Consider the following 17,093-nt stretch of genomic DNA (forward strand, 5'->3'; position numbering starts at 1 on the left):
ATCACCTCCGCTCGACGGCGGCCATGACCACGTCGAACGGGGCCGCGGCCGCCCGGGCGGCGGCGTCGCGGCCGGCGGCCTCGCGGGCGGCCGGCGCGTCGTCCCACAGGCCCGACTCGGCGGCCAGCGCGGCCCGGGCCGCGTCGGCGCCGGCCTGCCAGGCGGCCTCGTCGGCGGCGGCGCGGATCAGGCTGGCCGGGCGCTCGCCGACCGGGACCCGGGGCGGGTCGGCCAGCAGGTTGCCCGGCGGCACGACGACGACCGGCAGGCCGTTGCCGCTGGCCGCGGCGCGCCGGGCCTCGAAGGCCGGGGACTGCTCGACGGCGGCGCCGTAGACGGCGGCGGTGCGGGCGGCGATCGCGTGCCACGAGTGGCGCTCGCGGACCATGGATCGGGCCCGCGACGCCAGGGTCTGGGCGAACATCGGGTCCTGCAGCAGCGCCGCGACCGCGTCGGCGAGGCCGTCGGGGTCGCCGACGGGGAAGCGGATGCCGGTGACGCCGTGCTCGACGATCGAGGCGAGGCCGCCGGTCGAGGCGACCACCATGGCGGCGCCGGAGGCGGCGGCCTCCAGGGCCACGGTGCCGGTGGGCTCGTAGCGGCTGGGCACGACGAACGCGTCCGCGGCGGCGAGCACGGCGGCCAGGGTCGGCTGGTCCAGGGTGCCGGGGAAGGAGACCGCGCGGTGCAGCTTGAGGCGGCGGGACTGCTCGATCAGGGTGCCCCGGTAGGAGCCGTCGCCGACGACGACCGCGCGGGTGCCGGGATGGCGCTCACGGATCGCGGGCATCGCCTCCAGCAGGTCCTGCACGCCCTTCTCGGCGATGAGCCGGCCCGCGTGGACCAGCAGCGGGCCCTCGCCGGCGAAGCGTAGCCGGGCCTGCAGCACGGCGCGGGGCTCGGCGGTCCACATGTCGGGGTCGATGCCGTTGGGCACGACGTCGACGCGCTCGGCGGGGACGTCGAAGAGGTGCTGGACCTCCCAGCGCAGGTATTCGGTCGGGACCATGACCCGGCAGGCCTCGGAGCCCAGCCACCACTCCACGGAGTGCACGCAGCGGCTGGTGTCGCCCGGCAGGTAGCCCTGGTGGCGGCCCGCCTCGGTGGCCTGCAGGGTGGCCACGAACGGGATGCCGAAGTGCTCCTTGAGCGTGATCGCGGCGTGGGTCACCAGCCAGCCCTGGGCGTGGATGATCTCGTAGCCGCCGGCGGGTGCGGTGCGGATCGCGGCCTCGGCCAGCAGGTGGTTCACCGCCATCGTGTGGCCGAGGTCGGTGTCGTCGAACGGGGGCAGGGCGCTGGCGCGGACCACCCGGACACCGCCGAACGTCTCGTTGGCGGGTGCGCCGGGGCGGTGGCGGCTCACGACCGTGACCTCGTGACCGGCCGCCACCAGGGCGGCCGACAGCGGCGCGACCCGGCCGGTGCGGGCGGTTAACTCTTCACTCGACGGAAATTCCCAGGCGATCATCAATACGCGCATAGCGGATACCTCTCGTCGCCGACTGTCACCGTAGCGCGTTCCGACGGGTTCGCGGTCTGGCTTCGCGGGCCAATTTCGTTTTTTCGGAGATCTGCAAGTTGCAGTTTTGCCTGATGGTTACGCGTGCGTGCAGCACCGCGGCGACCGAGCGGGCCGAGAACGGCGCACCCGTCGGGCGGTGTGGTGCGTCACTCTCCGCGATCTCACTGACCGACCCGAGACCGCACTCGCCCAAATGTGCCTCAACCGCGGCGGGCAGCGCGTCCACCGGGCGGCCGGCGGCGCACAGCGCGTCGACGTACGGACCGAGCCACCACGGCCACACGGTTCCCTGATGGTACGCGGCGTCCCGGGCGACCACGCCGCCCCGGTGGACACCCGCGTACCCGTATTCGCCCGGCGCAAGCGTGCGCAGGCCGAGCGGTGTCAGCAGTTCCTCGCCGACGGCGCGCAGGACGTTGTCGCGCAGCTGGGGCTCGTCGGCGCCGGGAGCGTACGGAAGGCTGAAGGCCAGCAGCTGGTTGGGGCGCAGCACCGAGTCGTCGTGGACGCCGGAGCCGCCCTTCGGATAGGGCGCCGGGCCGGCGTCGACGATGTCGAACAGCCAGCCGTCGGGGGCGCGGAAGCGCTTCACGAACTGGGCGCGCACGGCGTCGCGGCGGGTGTGCACCACCGAGGCGTCGCGGCCGCAGCGCTCGCGCAGCGCCGCCAGGGCGCCGAGGGCGTTGGCCCACAATGCGTTGAGCTCGACCGGCTTGCCGTCGCGGGGCGTCACCGGGCCCCGCGGCAGGCGCGCGTTCATCCACGTGAGCCCGGCGTGCTCGGCGTCGAGGGCGAGCAGGCCGTCGAGCGGGTCGACGGTGACGCCGTCGCGGGTGCCCTTGGTGTAGGCGGCGACGATCGCCTCGATCGCCGGCAGCAGCTCGGCGCCCAGGGCGTCGTCGCCGGTACGCGTGACGTGCCGCTCGACGGCGTGGACGTACCACAGCGGGCCGTCGGCGTCGCCGAGCTCCTCGGTGCGCATCCGGGCGCCGAGATCGGCGTGGGACTGCAGGAGCCGGCGCCCCTCGGCGGCGCGGCCGGTGTGCAGGAACAGGCCCTCGTAGGCGGTCATCGTGTCGCGCAGGTAGCTGCCGAACCACGGGTAGCCGGCGACGACGGCCGGCACCCCGTCGCGGGTGATGACGAACTGGTCGGCGGCCAGGACGAGCCGCCGGTCGGCGGCGCCGCGGGCGGCGGCCTGGCGCACGAGCTTGCGGGCGCGGCGGCGGGCCTCGCCGACGACGGCCGGGCCGTCGGGCGCGGGCGCGTCGATCTCGTCCGAGCGGGCGATGACGGTGAGGGTCTCGCCGGCCCGCAGGGTCGCGGTGAAGGTGCCGGCGAACCAGAGGTCCTCGAGGGGGTTCAGGCCGCGGGCGCTCTCCTCGCGGTGGTACGCGTCGAGGTACCACTCCCCGCCGGGCACCCAGCCCGGGCCGTCCAGCCGGTACGCGCCGTCCTCGACGAGCACCCCGCCGTCCTCGGTGCGCCCGACGACGAGTTCGGGGCCGTCGCGGAAGCGCTCGGCGTCCGCGTCGCGCCAGGTGCACAGCGCGCCGAGCGTCAGCCGGACCTGGGCGCCGGGCGGGGCGGCGACGAGGCGGTGCACGACGGCGACGGTGTTGCGGCCGTACGCCATGGCGACCTCGCGCTCCAGCACGTACTCGCCGATCCGCCAGCGCCAGCGGGGCACGGCATCGATGATCTCGAACGACTCGAGGAGGTGGTGGCCGACCGGGTCGAGCGCGCCGGAGCCCCACTCGTGCACCGCGAGGCGGTGCTCGGCGCCGCCGGGCAGGCGCAGGAGCGGGTCCAGGGCCGCGAGCGCGACCCGGCGCTGCGGCGTGACGAGCAGGGCGTGGTAGCGGCGGGTGCGCAGCCCCGCCACGGTGCCGGTCGCGTATCCCCCGAGGCCGTCGGTGACCAGCCATTCGGATTCGAATCCCGCGGGGGTTGCGCAGGCATGCGGGCCGAAGGTCATCACCGATCCGGGGGGCATGTGCCCAACTATGATCCGTACCCCCTCGCTTCAAACGTGCGCCACGGCGGAATTCGCCGGAGATTCATCCGGCAACCGTGTCGGGAATCCGACCGGCGGCCGGGCACGATTCATTATTGGGCTCGTGGGGCATATCCCAGCCAGCTTCGCGCGTACCCGCGCGTGAACTTTCGACACACGTAACACTGTGGCGACAACGGCTGCGCTGGACAGCGGTGCCGAGCGATAGAGCAGGAGCGAGCATGCAGGTCTGGCCGGGCCACCGGTACCCGTTGGGCGCGACCTACGACGGACAGGGCACCAACTTCGCCATCTTCAGCGAGGTGGCCGACTCCGTCGAGCTGTGCCTCTTCGACGACCACGACGCCGAGGAGCGCATCAGGCTGGTCGAGAAGGACGCGTTCGCGTGGCACGCGTACCTGCCGGGCGTCGAGCCGGGGCAGCGCTACGGCTTCCGGGTCCACGGGCCCTACGACCCGGCCCGGGGCCTGCGGTGCAACCCGCACAAGCTGCTGCTGGACCCCTACGCGAAGGCCATCGACGGCGACATCGCCTGGGATCCGGCGGTGTACGGCTACGACTTCACCGACCCCGAGCGGATGTCGGAGGCCGACTCGGCGCCGTTCATGCCCAAGGCGGTCGTGGTGAACCCGTACTTCGACTGGGGCAACGACGCCGCCCCGCGCGTGCCGTACCACCACACCGTGGTCTACGAGGCCCACGTGCGCGGGCTCACGATGCGCCACCCGGACGTGCCCCCGGAGCTGCGCGGCACGTACGCGGGCATCGGCCACCCGGCGATCGTGGAGCACCTCAAGCGGCTGGGTATCACGGCGCTGGAGCTGCTGCCGGTCCACCACTTCGTGCACGACCAGCGGCTGGTGGAGCTGGGGCTGTCCAACTACTGGGGCTACAACACGATCGGCTTCTTCGCCCCGTACCACGGCTACGCCCGCCGGCACCGCGGCCAGCAGGTGCAGGAGTTCCGCGGCATGGTCAAAGCACTGCACTCGGCCGGCATCGAGGTCATCCTCGACGTGGTCTACAACCACACGGCCGAGGGCAACCACCTCGGACCGACGCTGTCGTTCAAGGGCCTGGACAACGGGCACTACTACAAGCTCGACGACGAGGACAACCGGCGCTACACCGACTACACGGGCACCGGCAACAGCCTCAACGTGCGCAACCCGCACACCCTGCAGCTGATCATGGACTCGCTGCGCTACTGGGTCACCGAGATGCGCGTCGACGGGTTCCGCTTCGATCTCGCCTCGACGCTGGCCCGCGAGTTCTACGACGTCGACCGCCTCTCGACGTTCTTCGAGGTCGTGCAGCAGGACCCGGTCGTCAACCAGGTGAAGCTCATCGCCGAGCCGTGGGACGTCGGCCCGGGCGGCTACCAGGTCGGCAACTTCCCGCCGCTGTGGACGGAGTGGAACGGCCGCTTCCGCGACACCGTGCGCGACTTCTGGCGCGGCGAGCCCGCGACGCTGGGCGAGTTCGCCTCCCGCATCACCGGCTCGGCCGACCTGTACCAGGACGACGGCCGGCTGCCCTTCGCCAGCATCAACTTCGTGACCTGCCACGACGGCTTCACGCTCAACGACCTGGTGTCGTACAACGACAAGCACAACGAGGCCAACACCGAGGACAACCGCGACGGCGAGAACCACAACCGCTCCTGGAACTGCGGGGCGGAGGGCCCGAGCGACGACCCGGCGATCAACGCGCTGCGGGCCAAGCAGCGGCGCAACTTCCTCACCACGCTCATGCTCAGCCAGGGCGTGCCGATGATCTGCGCCGGCGACGAGCTGGGGCGCACCCAGCACGGCAACAACAACGCGTACTGCCAGGACAACGAGATCAGCTGGGTCGACTGGGAGGACGTCGACGAGCAGCTGCTGGCCTTCGCGCGCGGCCTGGCGCTGTTCCGCGAGCGGCACCGGGTCTTCCGCCGGCGCCGGTTCTTCACCGGCCGCCCGGTCGCCCGCGCCGAAAGCGCCGGGATCCCCGACGTCGCCTGGTTCGCCACCGACGGGCGGCAGATGACCGGCGAGGACTGGGACAACCAGTTCGGCAAGGCGCTGATGCTCTTCGTCAACGGCGAGAGCATCACCGAGCGCGGCTCGCACGGGGAGCGCCACGTCGACGACTCGTTCCTGCTGTGCTTCAACGCCCACTACGAGCCGCTCGACTTCGTCGTTCCCACGCAGGAGTACGGCAAGGAGTGGGAGCTGGTCATCGCCACCGCGACGGGCCCGGCCCGCGACGGCGTGAGCTACCCCGCCGGCGGGACGATCACGGTGCCGGACCGCTCCCTCGTCGTGCTGGACCGCACGGTATGAGCGGTCCGGAGCGAAGCGGCGCCTGGTCTGGGTCGATCGGCGCGGAGCATCATCGAGCCAGACTGGGCGGAGGGGCCGCTCATCATGAACACAGCTCTTCGCTCGTGCGGCCGGAGCGAAGCGGAGGTCGCATGAGCGTCCCGAGCGGCACCTACCGCGTGCAGGTGCGCCCGGACTTCGGGCTGGACACGACCGCGGGCCTCGCCGGCTACCTGCGCGACCTCGGCGCGAGCCACCTGTACTCGGCGCCGCTGCTGGCCGCGACGCCCGGCTCGCCGCACGGCTACGACGTCGTCGACCCCCGCGTCGTCAACCCGCAGCTCGGCGGCGCGGCGGCGCTGGACCGGCTCGTCGCGGCGCTGCGGGCCGAGGGGCTCGGGCTGGTCGTCGACATCGTGCCCAACCACATGGGCCTGTTCTCCCCGGCCGCGAACCCGATGTGGTGGGACGTGCTGGCCAAGGGGCGGGCGAGCCAGTACGCGGACTGGTTCGACATCGACTGGGACGCGGGCCCGGTCGTGGTGGCGGTCCTCGGCTCGCCGTCGCTATCCGAGCTGACGATCCACGGCGGGCAGCTGCGGTACCACGAGCACCGCTTCCCCATCGCCGAGGGCACCGGGGACGGCACCGCGCAGGAGGTGCACGAGCGGCAGCACTACCGGCTCGTGTACTGGCGGGAGGGCAACGAGCGGCTGAACTACCGGCGGTTCTTCGCCGTCACCGAGCTCGCCGGGGTGCGCGTCGAGGACCCGGCCGTCTTCGCGGCCACGCACGCGGAGATCCTGCGCTGGGTGCGCGAGGGGCTCGCCGACGGCATCCGGGTCGACCACCCCGACGGCCTGCGCGACCCCGGCGCCTACCTGGCCCGGCTCCGCGAGCACGCCCCGGCCGCCTGGCTCGTCGTGGAGAAGATCCTCGAGCGCGGGGAGGCGCTGCCGGCGCGGTGGCCCGTCGACGGCACGACCGGCTACGACGCGCTGGCCGAGGTGTGCGGGCTGTTCATCGATCCCGATTCTGCGGACCTCTCCGAAGAATCGTGGCAGGACGCGGCGCACACCCAGAAGCTGGAGGTGACCAGGCGGCTGTTCACCGCCGAGCTGAACCGGATGGCCCGCCTCGGCGGGGATCCGGAGGTCCTCGCGCGCATCGCGGCGAATTTCCGGGTGTACCGGACGTATCTGCCGGACGCCGTCGAGCACCTCGACGAGGCCGTCGCCCGCACGCGGCAGCAGCGGCCGGAGCTCGAGGACCGCATCGACGCCACGGCGGCGCGGCTGCACGACCCGCAGGACGAGCTGGCGCTGCGGTTCCAGCAGTTCACCGGGGCCGTCATGGCCAAGGGCGTCGAGGACACCGCGATGTACCGCTGGAACCGCTTCGTCGCCCTCAACGAGGTCGGCGGCGACCCCAGCCGCTTCGGGGTCGGGCCGCAGGAGTTCCACGAGGCCCAGGCGCGCCGGCAGCGCGACTGGCCGAGGGGCATGACGACGCTGTCCACGCACGACACGAAGCGCGACGAGGACGTGCGGGCCCGCCTCGCCGTGCTCAGCGAGGTCCCCGCCGAGTGGGCCGAGCTCGGGCAGCGCTGGCGGGCCGCCGCGCCGCTGCCCGACCCGTCGTTCGAGGACCTGTTCTGGCCGACGATCGTCGGCGCCTGGCCGATCTCGCAGGAGCGGCTGCGGCAGTACTTCCTGAAGGCGGCCCGGGAGGCGAACCGCTCCACGTCGTGGTCGGACCCGCACGAGGCGTTCGAGGCGGCCGTGAACGCCGCCCTCGCCCAGGTCTTCCACGACGAGGGCCTGCGCCGCGAGGTGCACGACTTCGCCACCCGGATCACGCCGCCCGGCTGGAGCAACTCGCTGGGCCAGAAGCTCGTGCAGCTGACGATGCCGGGCGTGCCGGACGTGTACCAGGGCACCGAGCTGTGGGAGAACTCCCTCGTCGACCCCGACAACCGCCGCCCGGTCGACTTCGCCGAGCGGGCCGACCTGCTCGCCGCGCTCGACGCGGCCGTCGCCGACGGCCGCGCGCTGCCGCCGGTCGACGTCTCCGGCGCCGCGAAGCTGCTCGTGGTCAGCCGCGCGCTGCGGCTGCGCCGGGGCCGCCCCGAGCTGTTCACCGGCTACCGGCCGGTCGCCGCGATCGGCCCCGCGGACCGGCACGTCGTCGCCTTCGACCGCGGCGGGGCGTTGGGCGTCGCGACCCGGCTGCCGGTCGGGCTGGCCGCGGCCGGCGGGTGGGGCGACACCGAGCTCAAGCTGCCGGGCGGCGAGTGGACCGACGCGCTCACCGGGCGCCCGGTCACGTCCCCGGCGCTCGGCGACCTGCTCGCCACGTACCCGGTCGCGCTGCTGGTGAAGGGCTGAACCATGGAATTTCGCGTCTGGGCGCCGGCGGCGCACCGGGTCGTGCTGCACAGCGGCACCGAGGCCATCCCCATGACCGCCGACGGGCAGTGGTGGACCGCGCGGGACCCGGCCGCGGGCCACGGCACCGACTACGGCTTCGCGCTCGACGACGACGAGCGGGTGCTGCCCGACCCGCGCTCGCGCCGGCAGCCCGGCGGCGTCCACGGCCGCAGCCGGGTCTACGACCACGCCCGTTACTCGTGGGGCGACGCGGCCTGGACCGGGCGGCAGCTGGCCGGCAGCGTCATCTACGAGCTGCACGTGGGCACGTTCACGCCGTCGGGGACGTTCGACGGGGCGATCGAGCGGCTGCCGTACCTGGCCGAGCTGGGCGTCGACCTGGTCGAACTGCTGCCGGTGAACGCATTCAACGGCGAGTACAACTGGGGCTACGACGGGGTCGGCTGGCACGCGGTGCAGGAGTCCTACGGCGGGCCCGACGGGCTGAAGCGGTTCGTCGACGCGGCCCACCAGGCCGGGATCGGCGTGATCATCGACGCCGTCTACAACCACTTCGGCCCGTCCGGCGCGTACACCCCGCAGTTCGGCCCGTACCTGTCCGCCGGCGCCAACACCTGGGGCCGCTCGCTGAACCTCGACGAGGCCGACAGTGGCGAGGTCCGCCGGTTCATCATCGACAGCGCCCTGCAGTGGCTGCGCGACTACCACGCCGACGGCCTGCGCCTCGACGCCGTGCACGCGCTCGTCGACCGCGGCGCCACGCACCTGCTGGAGGAGCTCGCCGCCGAGGTCGACGCGCTGTCCACGGCGGTGGGCCGGCCGCTGACGCTCATCGCCGAGTCCGACCTCAACGACCCGCGGCTCGTCACCGCGCGGGAGGGCGGCGGCTACGGGCTGCACGCCCAGTGGGACGACGACGTCCACCACGCCCTGCACGCGATGCTGACCGGGGAGCGGCAGGGGTACTACGGCGACTTCGGCAGCCCCGAGTGCTTCGCGACGGTGTGGCAGTCGGCGTTCTTCCACGCCGGCACCTGGAGCTCCTTCCGCCGCCGCGTCCACGGCCGCCCGGTCGACCGGGCCCGCATCCCCGGTCACCGCTTCGTCGTGTGCCTGCAGAACCACGACCAGATCGGCAACCGCGCCACCGGCGACCGGCTGACCGCGAGCCTCTCCTTCGGCCTGCTGCGCGTCGCCGCCACCCTGCTGCTGACCTCGCCGTTCACGCCGATGCTGTTCATGGGCGAGGAGTTCGCGGCCCGCACCCCGTGGCAGTTCTTCACCAGCCACCCGGAGCCGGCCCTGGCCGCCGCGGTGGCGAACGGCCGCCGCGAGGAGTTCGCCGCCCACGGCTGGCCGCCCGGCGACGTGCCCGACCCGCAGGACCCGGAGACGTTCGCCCGCTCCCACCTGGACTGGGCGGCGATGGATCAGGACAGGCTGGCGCTGTACCGCCGCCTGATCGCCCTGCGCAAGCGCCTGCCGGGCCTGTCGGACCCGCGCCTGGACCGCGTCCGGGTGGTCCACGACGACGGCGTCCTGCTGATCCGCCGCGGCGAGCACACCGTGGTAGCCAACGTGACCGGGGAGCCGCGGACCGTACCGCTGGTCGCCGAGTGCGTGCACTTCGCGACCGACGACGCGGTGGTGCTGCAGTCCGACCGGCTCACGCTGCCCGGCGAGTCGGCCGCCATCGTGTGAACGCTCAGCCGTAGAGGGGCTCGACCGTCAGCTGCCCGCCGGGGTGGACCAGCACCGCCAGGGTGCGGCCGTCGAGGGTGTAGACCGCCCGCGTCCGCGCCGGGATCGCGATGCGCTCGCCGCGCTCCAGGTCGCAGGCCACGGCCGTGTCGAAGCGGGCGTCGGCGGCCAGCAGCAGGGCGCACGGGCGGTCGCGGGGGCCGGGGAAACAGCCGGCCAGGCGGGCCGGGGAGGGCACGGGGACCGGCTCGCCGATCGGCTGGCCGGTGTGCGGGTCCCAGCGGCGCACCGCGCCGCCCCAGTCGCAGCCGACCAGCATCTCGCGGCCCGTCGGGGCCAGGGCCAGGCCCTGCAGGTCGGCGGCGGCCGTGTACTGCGGCGGGCGGAGGGGCTCGCCGGTCGCGGCGTCCCAGCGGTACAGCGCGGTGTCGTCGGCGGCGATCAGCGTCGCACCGCCGGGGCGCAGCGCCGCCACCACCGCGCGCAGGGGCGGCCCCAGCAGCGGGGCCGCGGCGAGTCGTTCGCCGGTCGCGGCGTCCCAGCGGTGCAGGCCGCCCGGGCCGGCGCCGGCGGCGACGATCCGGCCGCCGGGCAGCGGGGCCACCGCCACGTCCCACACCTCGGCCGGGTCGTCGACCGGCGGCAGCTCGACGCCGGTCGCAAGGTCCAGGCGGCGCGGGCCGGCCAGGCCGGCAGCCAGCAGCAGCGTCCGGCCGCCGGGCAGCGACGCGGCCGCCCGCGGCAGCGCCGGCCAGGTGCCGCGTGAGGTCTTGGTGCGGGCGTCGAACAGGCGGGTGCCGCCGTCGCCGTGCGGGGCCAGCAGCGGGCCGTCCGGGGTCGCCAGGACGGCCACCCAGGCGGCCATGGGGCGGGCGGCGTCGATCCGCACGGAGGACTCCTCTTGACGATAAGCGCGATGAGCTGCTTAAATAACCGATAGGTTAGGTAACCACTTGGTTAGGTACAACATGACCACTGATCGACATGACCACTGATCGCTTGAGTATCACCTTCGCGGCGCTGGCCGACCCGACCCGGCGGGCCATCCTGGCCCGGCTCAGCGAGGGCGAAGCCACCGTGAAGGAGCTGTCGGCGCCGTTCGCGATGAGCGGGCCCGCGATCTCCAAGCACCTGCGGGTGCTGGAGCAGGCGGGGCTGATCTCGCGCGGGCGCGAGGCGCAGTGGCGGCCCTGCCGGCTGGAGGCCGGGCCGCTGCGGGAGGTGGCCGTGTTCGCCGAGCAGTACCGGCGCTTCTGGGACGAAAGCTACTCGCGCCTGGACGCCTATCTGCAGTTTCTCCAGGACGACGTCAAGGAGCCGGACGATGAGCAGCAGTGACCCGCTGGGCGTGACCGATTTCGAGCTGGACGGCGAGGCCGGGGTGCGCATCACCCGGGTCGTGGCGGCGCCGCCGGCGCTGGTGTTCGAGGTGCACACCAGCCCGCGGCACCTGCCGAACTGGATGGTCGGGCCGCCCGGGTGGACGATGCCGGTCTGCGAGATCGACCTGCGGCCGGGCGGCGCGTTCCGTTACCTGTGGCGCTGCGGGACCGGCGAGGAGCTCGCGATCACGGGCACGTTCCTGGCGATCGAGCGGCCGGCGCGGCTGGTCAGCACCGAGGCGTGGAGCGGCGGCTGGGCGCCGACCCGCAACACGGTCACGTTCACCGACCTCGGCGGGCGGACCCGGATCACCACGTACGTGCTCTACGAATCGGCTCAGCTGCGCGACGACGCGCTGCGCTCCGGGATGCAGGAGGGCCTGGACGCCGGATACGCCAACCTCGACGCCTACCTGGCCGGGCAGTTCACGATGCGCCTGGAGCTGGTGCCGGTGCCGGTCACCGACGTCGACGCGGCCCTGAGCTTCTACGCCGACCGGCTCGGCTTCCACGTCGACCACGACATCCAGCCCGGCAACGGCTCCCGGGTCACGCAGCTCACCCCGCCCGGGTCGGCGTGCTCCATCCTGCTCTACCGCGACCTGCCCGGCCTGGACCAGACCCCCGGCACCCTGCGCGGCCTGCACCTCGTCGTCGACGACGCCGCCCAGGCCCGCGAGGCGCTGCTCAAGCGGGGCGTGGACGCCGGCGAGGTCATGGACCTCGGCGGCATCCTGTACGTCCCGTTCGCCGACCCCGACGGCAACACCTGGATGCTGCAGCAGATCCCGGCTACAGCGTGACCGAGCCGTCCTCGGCGACCGTCAGGGTGCCCCAGGCGGTCCCGGCGACGTAGGGGAAGCGGCCGGCGCGCGCCCCGCGGGTGTGCGTGCCGGCCGTCGCGTCGTGGCGGACCCCGCTCCAGGCCGTCAGCAGCGACCAGCCCGCCATGGCGCGCACGTAGTGGTCGCCGCACTCGATCTCGTTGAACGGGTTGCGGCGGGTGCCGTCGTAGCGGGCCCGCACGCCGCGGACGATCGCCAGCGCCTCCTCGTCGAGGCCCTCGTAGAGGCAGTGCGCGGCGACCTGGTACTCCACGCCGGTCCACACCTCGTCGCAGTAGCGCAGCGGGACGGCCGGGCGCCCGCCGTGCGGCCAGGAGCAGACCACGAGCCCGGTCTCGTCGCCGTCGGCGAACTCGCGATACCCGTGCGGCTCGAAGTGCGTCCGGAGGTTGTACCGCACGATCGAGCGCAGCGCCGTGCGCACCCGGTCGGCGGGCAGGATGTGGCCGAGGCCGAGCTCGTGCGCCCACCACTGGCCGAGCAGCTGGTCCGAGAGGCAGCCGGCGCCGAAGTCGTACTCCTGCCCCGTGCTCGGCTGTGCGTAGAACTCGCCGTTCCACAGTTCGGCGTCGTAGGCGATGGCCGCCTTCTCGAACGTCTCGCGGTATGCCCCTTCCGCCCCGACGAGTTCGGACATCTCCTCCATCGCCCGCAGCGCGGCCAGCCACAGCCCGCCGACGAACATGTTCGGGCCGTGCAGCGAGATGTCGTAGGTGCAGGGCTGGTCGCCGCGGAGCACACCGTCGCCCGATCGATCCCATTTTTCGGAGATGTACGACATGAGGGAGGTCAGCGACGCCCAGTGCGACCGCAGCCACGGGACCCCCGCGCCGTCCAGCACCGAGCGGTAGGTCTTCAGCACCGCGCCGAGCATCCCGTCGAGGGCTGGGCGCTCCGGCCCGCCGATCGGCACCCCGTGCAGCTGCGGCAGGTACAGCGGCAGCACGACCCGGTGCGGGATCGACCCGTCGGGGGCCTGCACGGCGAACTCCGTCTCGCGCATGTCCCGGCCCACGGACGGGAACAGCCGGGCCAGGGCCTGCTCGTAGTTGAGGACGTGGTTGCAGTTGAGCGGGCACGATCCGCCCGCGTCGCCGTTCCAGTTGCGGGTCGAGGCGCCCAGCGCCCCCTCGAACGCGAACGTCCGGCCGTCGGCGGTGCGGAAGACGCTCGGCGAGCGCACGAGCGTCCCCTGCGCGGCGATGGTCTCCCGCAGCGGCTCCGGAAGGTCGCTGGCGGCGACGGCGTCGGCCCAGGCCCGCGAGGCGGCGTCGAGCCGGTCCGCGTCGGCGAGGTACGCGTCGAGCACGTCGAGGGCGCCGCCGAACCGGGTCGCGTAGTGGTTGCCGACCCAGAAGCGCGTCGGGCCGTACCGGTGCTGCGGGCCGAAGCGGTCGAGGTCGGCGTAGCGGTTCGGGAACCACCAGGCGTGGACGATGTCGATCGTCGTGGACTGCCCCGGGGCGAGGGCGAAGGCGGCCGCGACCCCGGCGTCCCAGGTGTGCCCGGCCGGGCTCGGCCCGCTCGGCGCGCGCAGCGGCGCGGCCCCGTAGGCGAGGGCGGAGCGCAGGGCGGCCGCGGAGTAGTCGCCGAGCTGGGTCGGAGTCACCAGGCGGACGGTCTCCACGAAGCGCAGCAGGGCGTCGGCGTCGTGGGCCCGGGGCAGTACCGCCGCGGGGGCATCGGTCCACAGCAGCAACTCGCCGGCGGCCGGGTCGTCCTCGGCCAGGCCCGGGTGGTCCATGAGCACCCCGCTCTGGCCGGGCCGGCGCAGGAGCCGGTTGACGTTGCCGCCGTAGCCGGCCCCGCGCGTGCCACGGATGGGCGTGACGCCGTCCCAGCCGGCCGCGTTCTGCAGGGCGCCGAGCAGGAAGCCGTGGCGGAACCCGGCGCTCGCGTTGCGGATCGTGAAGCGGTACCGCACCAGCGGAAGCGCGCTCGCCTCGGCGTCCAGCGGCACGAACGGGGTGTGCGCCTCGAGCGCCACGGCGACCGGCAGCGCCGGGTCGTGGTACGTGACGCGGGCGAACGGGTACGCGGCCTCGAAGGTCGTGTCGGCCACGAACGGCCAGCGCCAGGTCACGTCCGCGTCGGGCACGTCGGCGTCGGAGACGTTCGCGGCCGGGCGCGGGTGCGGCGGCAGCGGCGCGGCCCGCAGCAGGCGCACGACGTCGTCCGGCGGTTCGAGGGAGGAGACCCGCAGCGCGAAGAAGCTGTCCGGCAGCAGGCCGGCGTGGTTGGGCGGGCCGCCCAGCTGCCACTGCCGCAGCGCGCCGTCGCCGCACAGCGCCACGTGCCCGGTGCCGAGCCCGCCGAGCGGGAACGCCACCGCACGGCGCGCGTCTGCGGTGTACAGCGCCACAACCGACCTCCATGAACCATGAAACCGCGTGTGTGAAATCGATTTCACGCAAGGTAGATCCTCACCCCGCGCCTGTCAAGACGCCTTAGAGTGGCGTTCCATGGCCACGATCTACGAGGTAGCGGCGCTCGCGGGTGTCTCGCCCGCGACCGTCTCGCGCGTCTTCAACGGCAACACCGTGTCGCCGGAGAAGCAGCGGGCCGTGCGCGAGGCCGCCGCCAAGCTGGCCTTCACGCCCAACAAGACCGCCCGCCGCCTGCGCAAGCAGAGCTCCGAGGTCGTCGCCCTGCTCATCCCCGACATCGAGAACCCGTTCTTCACGGCGCTGGCCCGCGGGGTGGAGGACCGGGCCCAGGAGTCGGGCTTCTCCGTGGTGCTGTGCAACACCGACGACGACCCGGGCAAGGAGCTGCGCTACCTGCAGATCGCCGCCTCCGAGCAGATGGCCGGGGTGATCCTGGCGCCCGCCTCCGACGAGGCCGACCTGGGCGCGATCGCCTCGCTCGGGCGGCCGGTCGTGGCCGTGGACCGCACCACGCCGTACCCGGTCGACGCCGTCAAGGTCGACAACCGCGCCGCCGGCATCGCGGCCACGTCGGCGCTCTTCGACGCCGGGTACCGCCGCATCGCGTGCATCGCCGGCCCGGTCGGCATCGAGGCGACCGAGGACCGGTTCCTGGGCTGGCGGCAGGTCATGACCGCGCGGCGGGCCCCCGTCCCGGACGGCTTCCTGCAGCACGCCAACTTCCGCGCCGACGGCGGGCACGCGGCCATGCGGGCCCTGCTCGCGCTGCCCGAGCCGCCCGACGCGGTGCTGACCACGAACAACCTCATGGGCGTGGGCGCACTGCAGGCGATCCTCGAGGCCGGCGTCAACCCCGCGCGGTTCGGCCTGGCGGTCGTCGGCGAACTGCCGTTCATGTTCCTGACCCCACCGGCCGTCGTGCAGGTCCGGCTGCCCGCCCGACACCTGGGGACCACCGCGGCGACGATGCTGCTGGAGCGCATCGCCGGCGACGCCCAGCCGCCCCGCACGGTCGTGCTGCGCGCCGAACTGGCGCCGTAACCGGCCGCTGTCGGCCCGCTACTGCAATCGATACCACAAGAGATATTGCCTGATCAGGGCCAACATACAAAGCCTCGGGAGGGGTCCTTGACGAAATCGATTTCTTGGACTTCACTGTGCCCACCGCACCGCCTCCCAACCGCCTCCCAATCCGAGAGGGACGCAGGCTCATGAACACCCCGTTACGCAAGCTCGCGCTGCTGTGCGCGACCGCCGCGCTCGCGGTCTCACCCTTGGCGGGCTGCTCGAACGACTCCGGGTCCTCCTCCGGCGACAAGTCGCTCGAGATCGTCTACTGGAACTACGGACCGGCCGCCGAGGCCGGCAACAAGGCCACGGCCGACGCCTTCACGGCCGCCCACGCCGGCACCAAGGTGACGCTCACCCCCGTCACCGGCGAGAACTGGGGCACCTACTACGCCAACGTGGCGACGCTCATCGCCTCCGGCAAGCACCCCGACCTCATGGTCATCTCCGGCGAGGGCGCGCAGTTCGTGCACGCCAACAACCTCGTGCTGCCGATCAACAAGTACCTGGACAAGGACGCCGAGGCCAAGACGCTCACCGGCGACATCGCCAAGGGCCTCATCGACGGCTTCACGGTCAAGGGCGACGTCGTCACGCTGACGTACGGCTGGAACGACATGGTCGTCTACTACAACACCGACGTGTTCAAGGCCGCCGGGGTCGAGCCGCCGAAGGCCGACTGGACGTGGGCCGACTTCGAGGCCACGGCCAAGAAGCTCACCGCGGACACCAACGGCGACGGCAAGCCGGACCGGTACGGCTTCACCTGGGCCAGCAACGAGATCTTCCCCGGCATCATGCCCTGGGTGGCCAACGCCGGCGGCAACCTGACCAGCGACGACGTGTGCAAGGCGACCGCCGACACCCCGCAGGTCAACAAGGCCGTGTCGTTCCTGTCCAACCTCATCAAGCAGGGCGTCGCCCCGGCGCCGATGCCGATGAGCGACGTGTTCACCCGCTTCCAGAACGGCCAGGTCGCCATGTTCGGCGCCGGACGCTGGCCGATCGCGACGTTCCTGCCCGCCGGGTTCAAGGCCTTCAACATCCAGCTGTACCCCAAGGGCGACACCTACAAGACGGTCTTCGGCGGCGCCGGCTACCCGATCCTCAAGTCGTCCAAGAACCCGGACCTGGCGTGGGAATACCAGAAGTTCACGGTCAGCGAGGAGATCGAGAAGCAGTACGTCGGCACCCCCGACAAGCCCGGCGACTCGATCCCGTCGCGCCGCTCGCTCGCCCAGACCATCGCCAAGGTCGGCGTGCCGCCCGCGAACTCCGACCTCTACTACGACAGCATCGACAAGTACCCGACGCTCGTGCCGTACCCGGCGCCGGCGAAGTACAGCGCCTTCGAGTCGACCGTCCTGCGCCACCTGCAGCTCATCTTCGCCGGCGAGGCGAGCGTCTCCGACGGCCTCAAGAACATGCAGGGCGAGCTGAGCAGCATCGTCACCTGCTGAAATGGCTGACCT

The 17,093-nt window shown here is 73.0% G+C and carries 11 protein-coding genes; 7 read left to right on the plus strand and 4 right to left on the minus strand.

Features of this window, described 5'->3' with window-relative positions; genetic code table 11:
* Position 1 precedes the first annotated feature (1 nt).
* Positions 2–1,366: a glycosyltransferase family 4 protein gene (locus tag ACQPY0_RS39480; RefSeq protein ID WP_432972935.1), complete on the minus strand. Its 1,365-nt coding sequence runs from the start codon at positions 1,364–1,366 to the stop codon at positions 2–4.
* Positions 1,367–1,508: 142 nt separating this feature from the next.
* A complete protein-coding gene (locus ACQPY0_RS39485) occupies positions 1,509–3,521 on the minus strand; it encodes an amylo-alpha-1,6-glucosidase (protein WP_432972938.1) in 2,013 nt (670 codons plus the stop codon).
* 242 nt (positions 3,522–3,763) lie between these two features.
* Here ACQPY0_RS39485 and glgX point away from each other — a divergent pair, with 242 nt between their 5' ends.
* From glgX to treZ, 3 genes are all read left to right on the plus strand, one after another.
* The gene (gene glgX / locus ACQPY0_RS39490; RefSeq protein ID WP_432972940.1) at positions 3,764–5,869 is read left to right on the plus strand and encodes a glycogen debranching protein GlgX; all 2,106 of its coding nucleotides are present in this window, start codon (positions 3,764–3,766) and stop codon (positions 5,867–5,869) included.
* A gap of 131 nt (positions 5,870–6,000) precedes the next feature.
* The gene (gene treY / locus ACQPY0_RS39495) at positions 6,001–8,235 is read left to right on the plus strand and encodes a malto-oligosyltrehalose synthase (RefSeq protein ID WP_432972943.1); all 2,235 of its coding nucleotides are present in this window, start codon (positions 6,001–6,003) and stop codon (positions 8,233–8,235) included.
* 3 nt (positions 8,236–8,238) lie between these two features.
* Positions 8,239–9,939 carry a malto-oligosyltrehalose trehalohydrolase gene (gene treZ / locus ACQPY0_RS39500; protein ID WP_432972946.1) on the plus strand — a complete coding sequence of 567 codons (1,701 nt, stop codon included), beginning with the start codon at positions 8,239–8,241 and terminating at the stop codon, positions 9,937–9,939.
* Positions 9,940–9,943: 4 nt separating this feature from the next.
* On the opposite strand, the gene ACQPY0_RS39505 is transcribed toward treZ, so the two are convergent.
* A complete protein-coding gene (locus tag ACQPY0_RS39505) occupies positions 9,944–10,828 on the minus strand; it encodes a WD40 repeat domain-containing protein (RefSeq protein ID WP_432972949.1) in 885 nt (294 codons plus the stop codon).
* Positions 10,829–10,923: 95 nt separating this feature from the next.
* Here ACQPY0_RS39505 and ACQPY0_RS39510 point away from each other — a divergent pair, with 95 nt between their 5' ends.
* Together ACQPY0_RS39510 and ACQPY0_RS39515 are read left to right on the plus strand one after the other, a co-directional pair.
* A complete protein-coding gene (locus tag ACQPY0_RS39510; RefSeq protein ID WP_432972952.1) occupies positions 10,924–11,277 on the plus strand; it encodes an ArsR/SmtB family transcription factor in 354 nt (117 codons plus the stop codon).
* Positions 11,264–12,124, plus strand: a complete 861-nt coding sequence (locus tag ACQPY0_RS39515) for an SRPBCC domain-containing protein (protein WP_432972955.1) — start codon at positions 11,264–11,266, stop codon at positions 12,122–12,124. The genes ACQPY0_RS39510 and ACQPY0_RS39515 overlap by 14 nt, the downstream gene beginning before the upstream one ends.
* Here the strand turns inward: ACQPY0_RS39515 and ACQPY0_RS39520 are convergent.
* On the minus strand, positions 12,114–14,528 hold the full coding sequence (locus ACQPY0_RS39520; RefSeq protein ID WP_432972958.1) for a GH116 family glycosyl hydrolase: 2,415 nt from the start codon (positions 14,526–14,528) through the stop codon (positions 12,114–12,116). The two genes, ACQPY0_RS39515 and ACQPY0_RS39520, sit on opposite strands and share 11 nt — an antisense overlap.
* Before the next feature lie 100 nt (positions 14,529–14,628).
* Here ACQPY0_RS39520 and ACQPY0_RS39525 point away from each other — a divergent pair, with 100 nt between their 5' ends.
* The gene (locus ACQPY0_RS39525; protein ID WP_432972961.1) at positions 14,629–15,594 is read left to right on the plus strand and encodes a LacI family DNA-binding transcriptional regulator; all 966 of its coding nucleotides are present in this window, start codon (positions 14,629–14,631) and stop codon (positions 15,592–15,594) included.
* A gap of 170 nt (positions 15,595–15,764) precedes the next feature.
* Positions 15,765–17,081: an ABC transporter substrate-binding protein gene (locus ACQPY0_RS39530; RefSeq protein ID WP_432972964.1), complete on the plus strand. Its 1,317-nt coding sequence runs from the start codon at positions 15,765–15,767 to the stop codon at positions 17,079–17,081.
* Positions 17,082–17,093 lie beyond the last annotated feature (12 nt).

Source organism: Dactylosporangium sp. CA-233914 (assembly GCF_050942935.1).
GTDB lineage: Bacteria > Actinomycetota > Actinomycetes > Mycobacteriales > Micromonosporaceae > Dactylosporangium.

Coding starts and splice junctions, on each gene's coding strand:
- ACQPY0_RS39485 (WP_432972938.1), bottom strand. CDS start 3,521: ATGCCCCCCGGATCGGTGATGACCTTCGGCCCGCATGCCTGCGCAACC.
- glgX (WP_432972940.1), top strand. CDS start 3,764: ATGCAGGTCTGGCCGGGCCACCGGTACCCGTTGGGCGCGACCTACGAC.
- treY (WP_432972943.1), top strand. CDS start 6,001: ATGAGCGTCCCGAGCGGCACCTACCGCGTGCAGGTGCGCCCGGACTTC.
- treZ (WP_432972946.1), top strand. CDS start 8,239: ATGGAATTTCGCGTCTGGGCGCCGGCGGCGCACCGGGTCGTGCTGCAC.
- ACQPY0_RS39510 (WP_432972952.1), top strand. CDS start 10,924: ATGACCACTGATCGCTTGAGTATCACCTTCGCGGCGCTGGCCGACCCG.
- ACQPY0_RS39515 (WP_432972955.1), top strand. CDS start 11,264: ATGAGCAGCAGTGACCCGCTGGGCGTGACCGATTTCGAGCTGGACGGC.
- ACQPY0_RS39525 (WP_432972961.1), top strand. CDS start 14,629: ATGGCCACGATCTACGAGGTAGCGGCGCTCGCGGGTGTCTCGCCCGCG.
- ACQPY0_RS39530 (WP_432972964.1), top strand. CDS start 15,765: ATGAACACCCCGTTACGCAAGCTCGCGCTGCTGTGCGCGACCGCCGCG.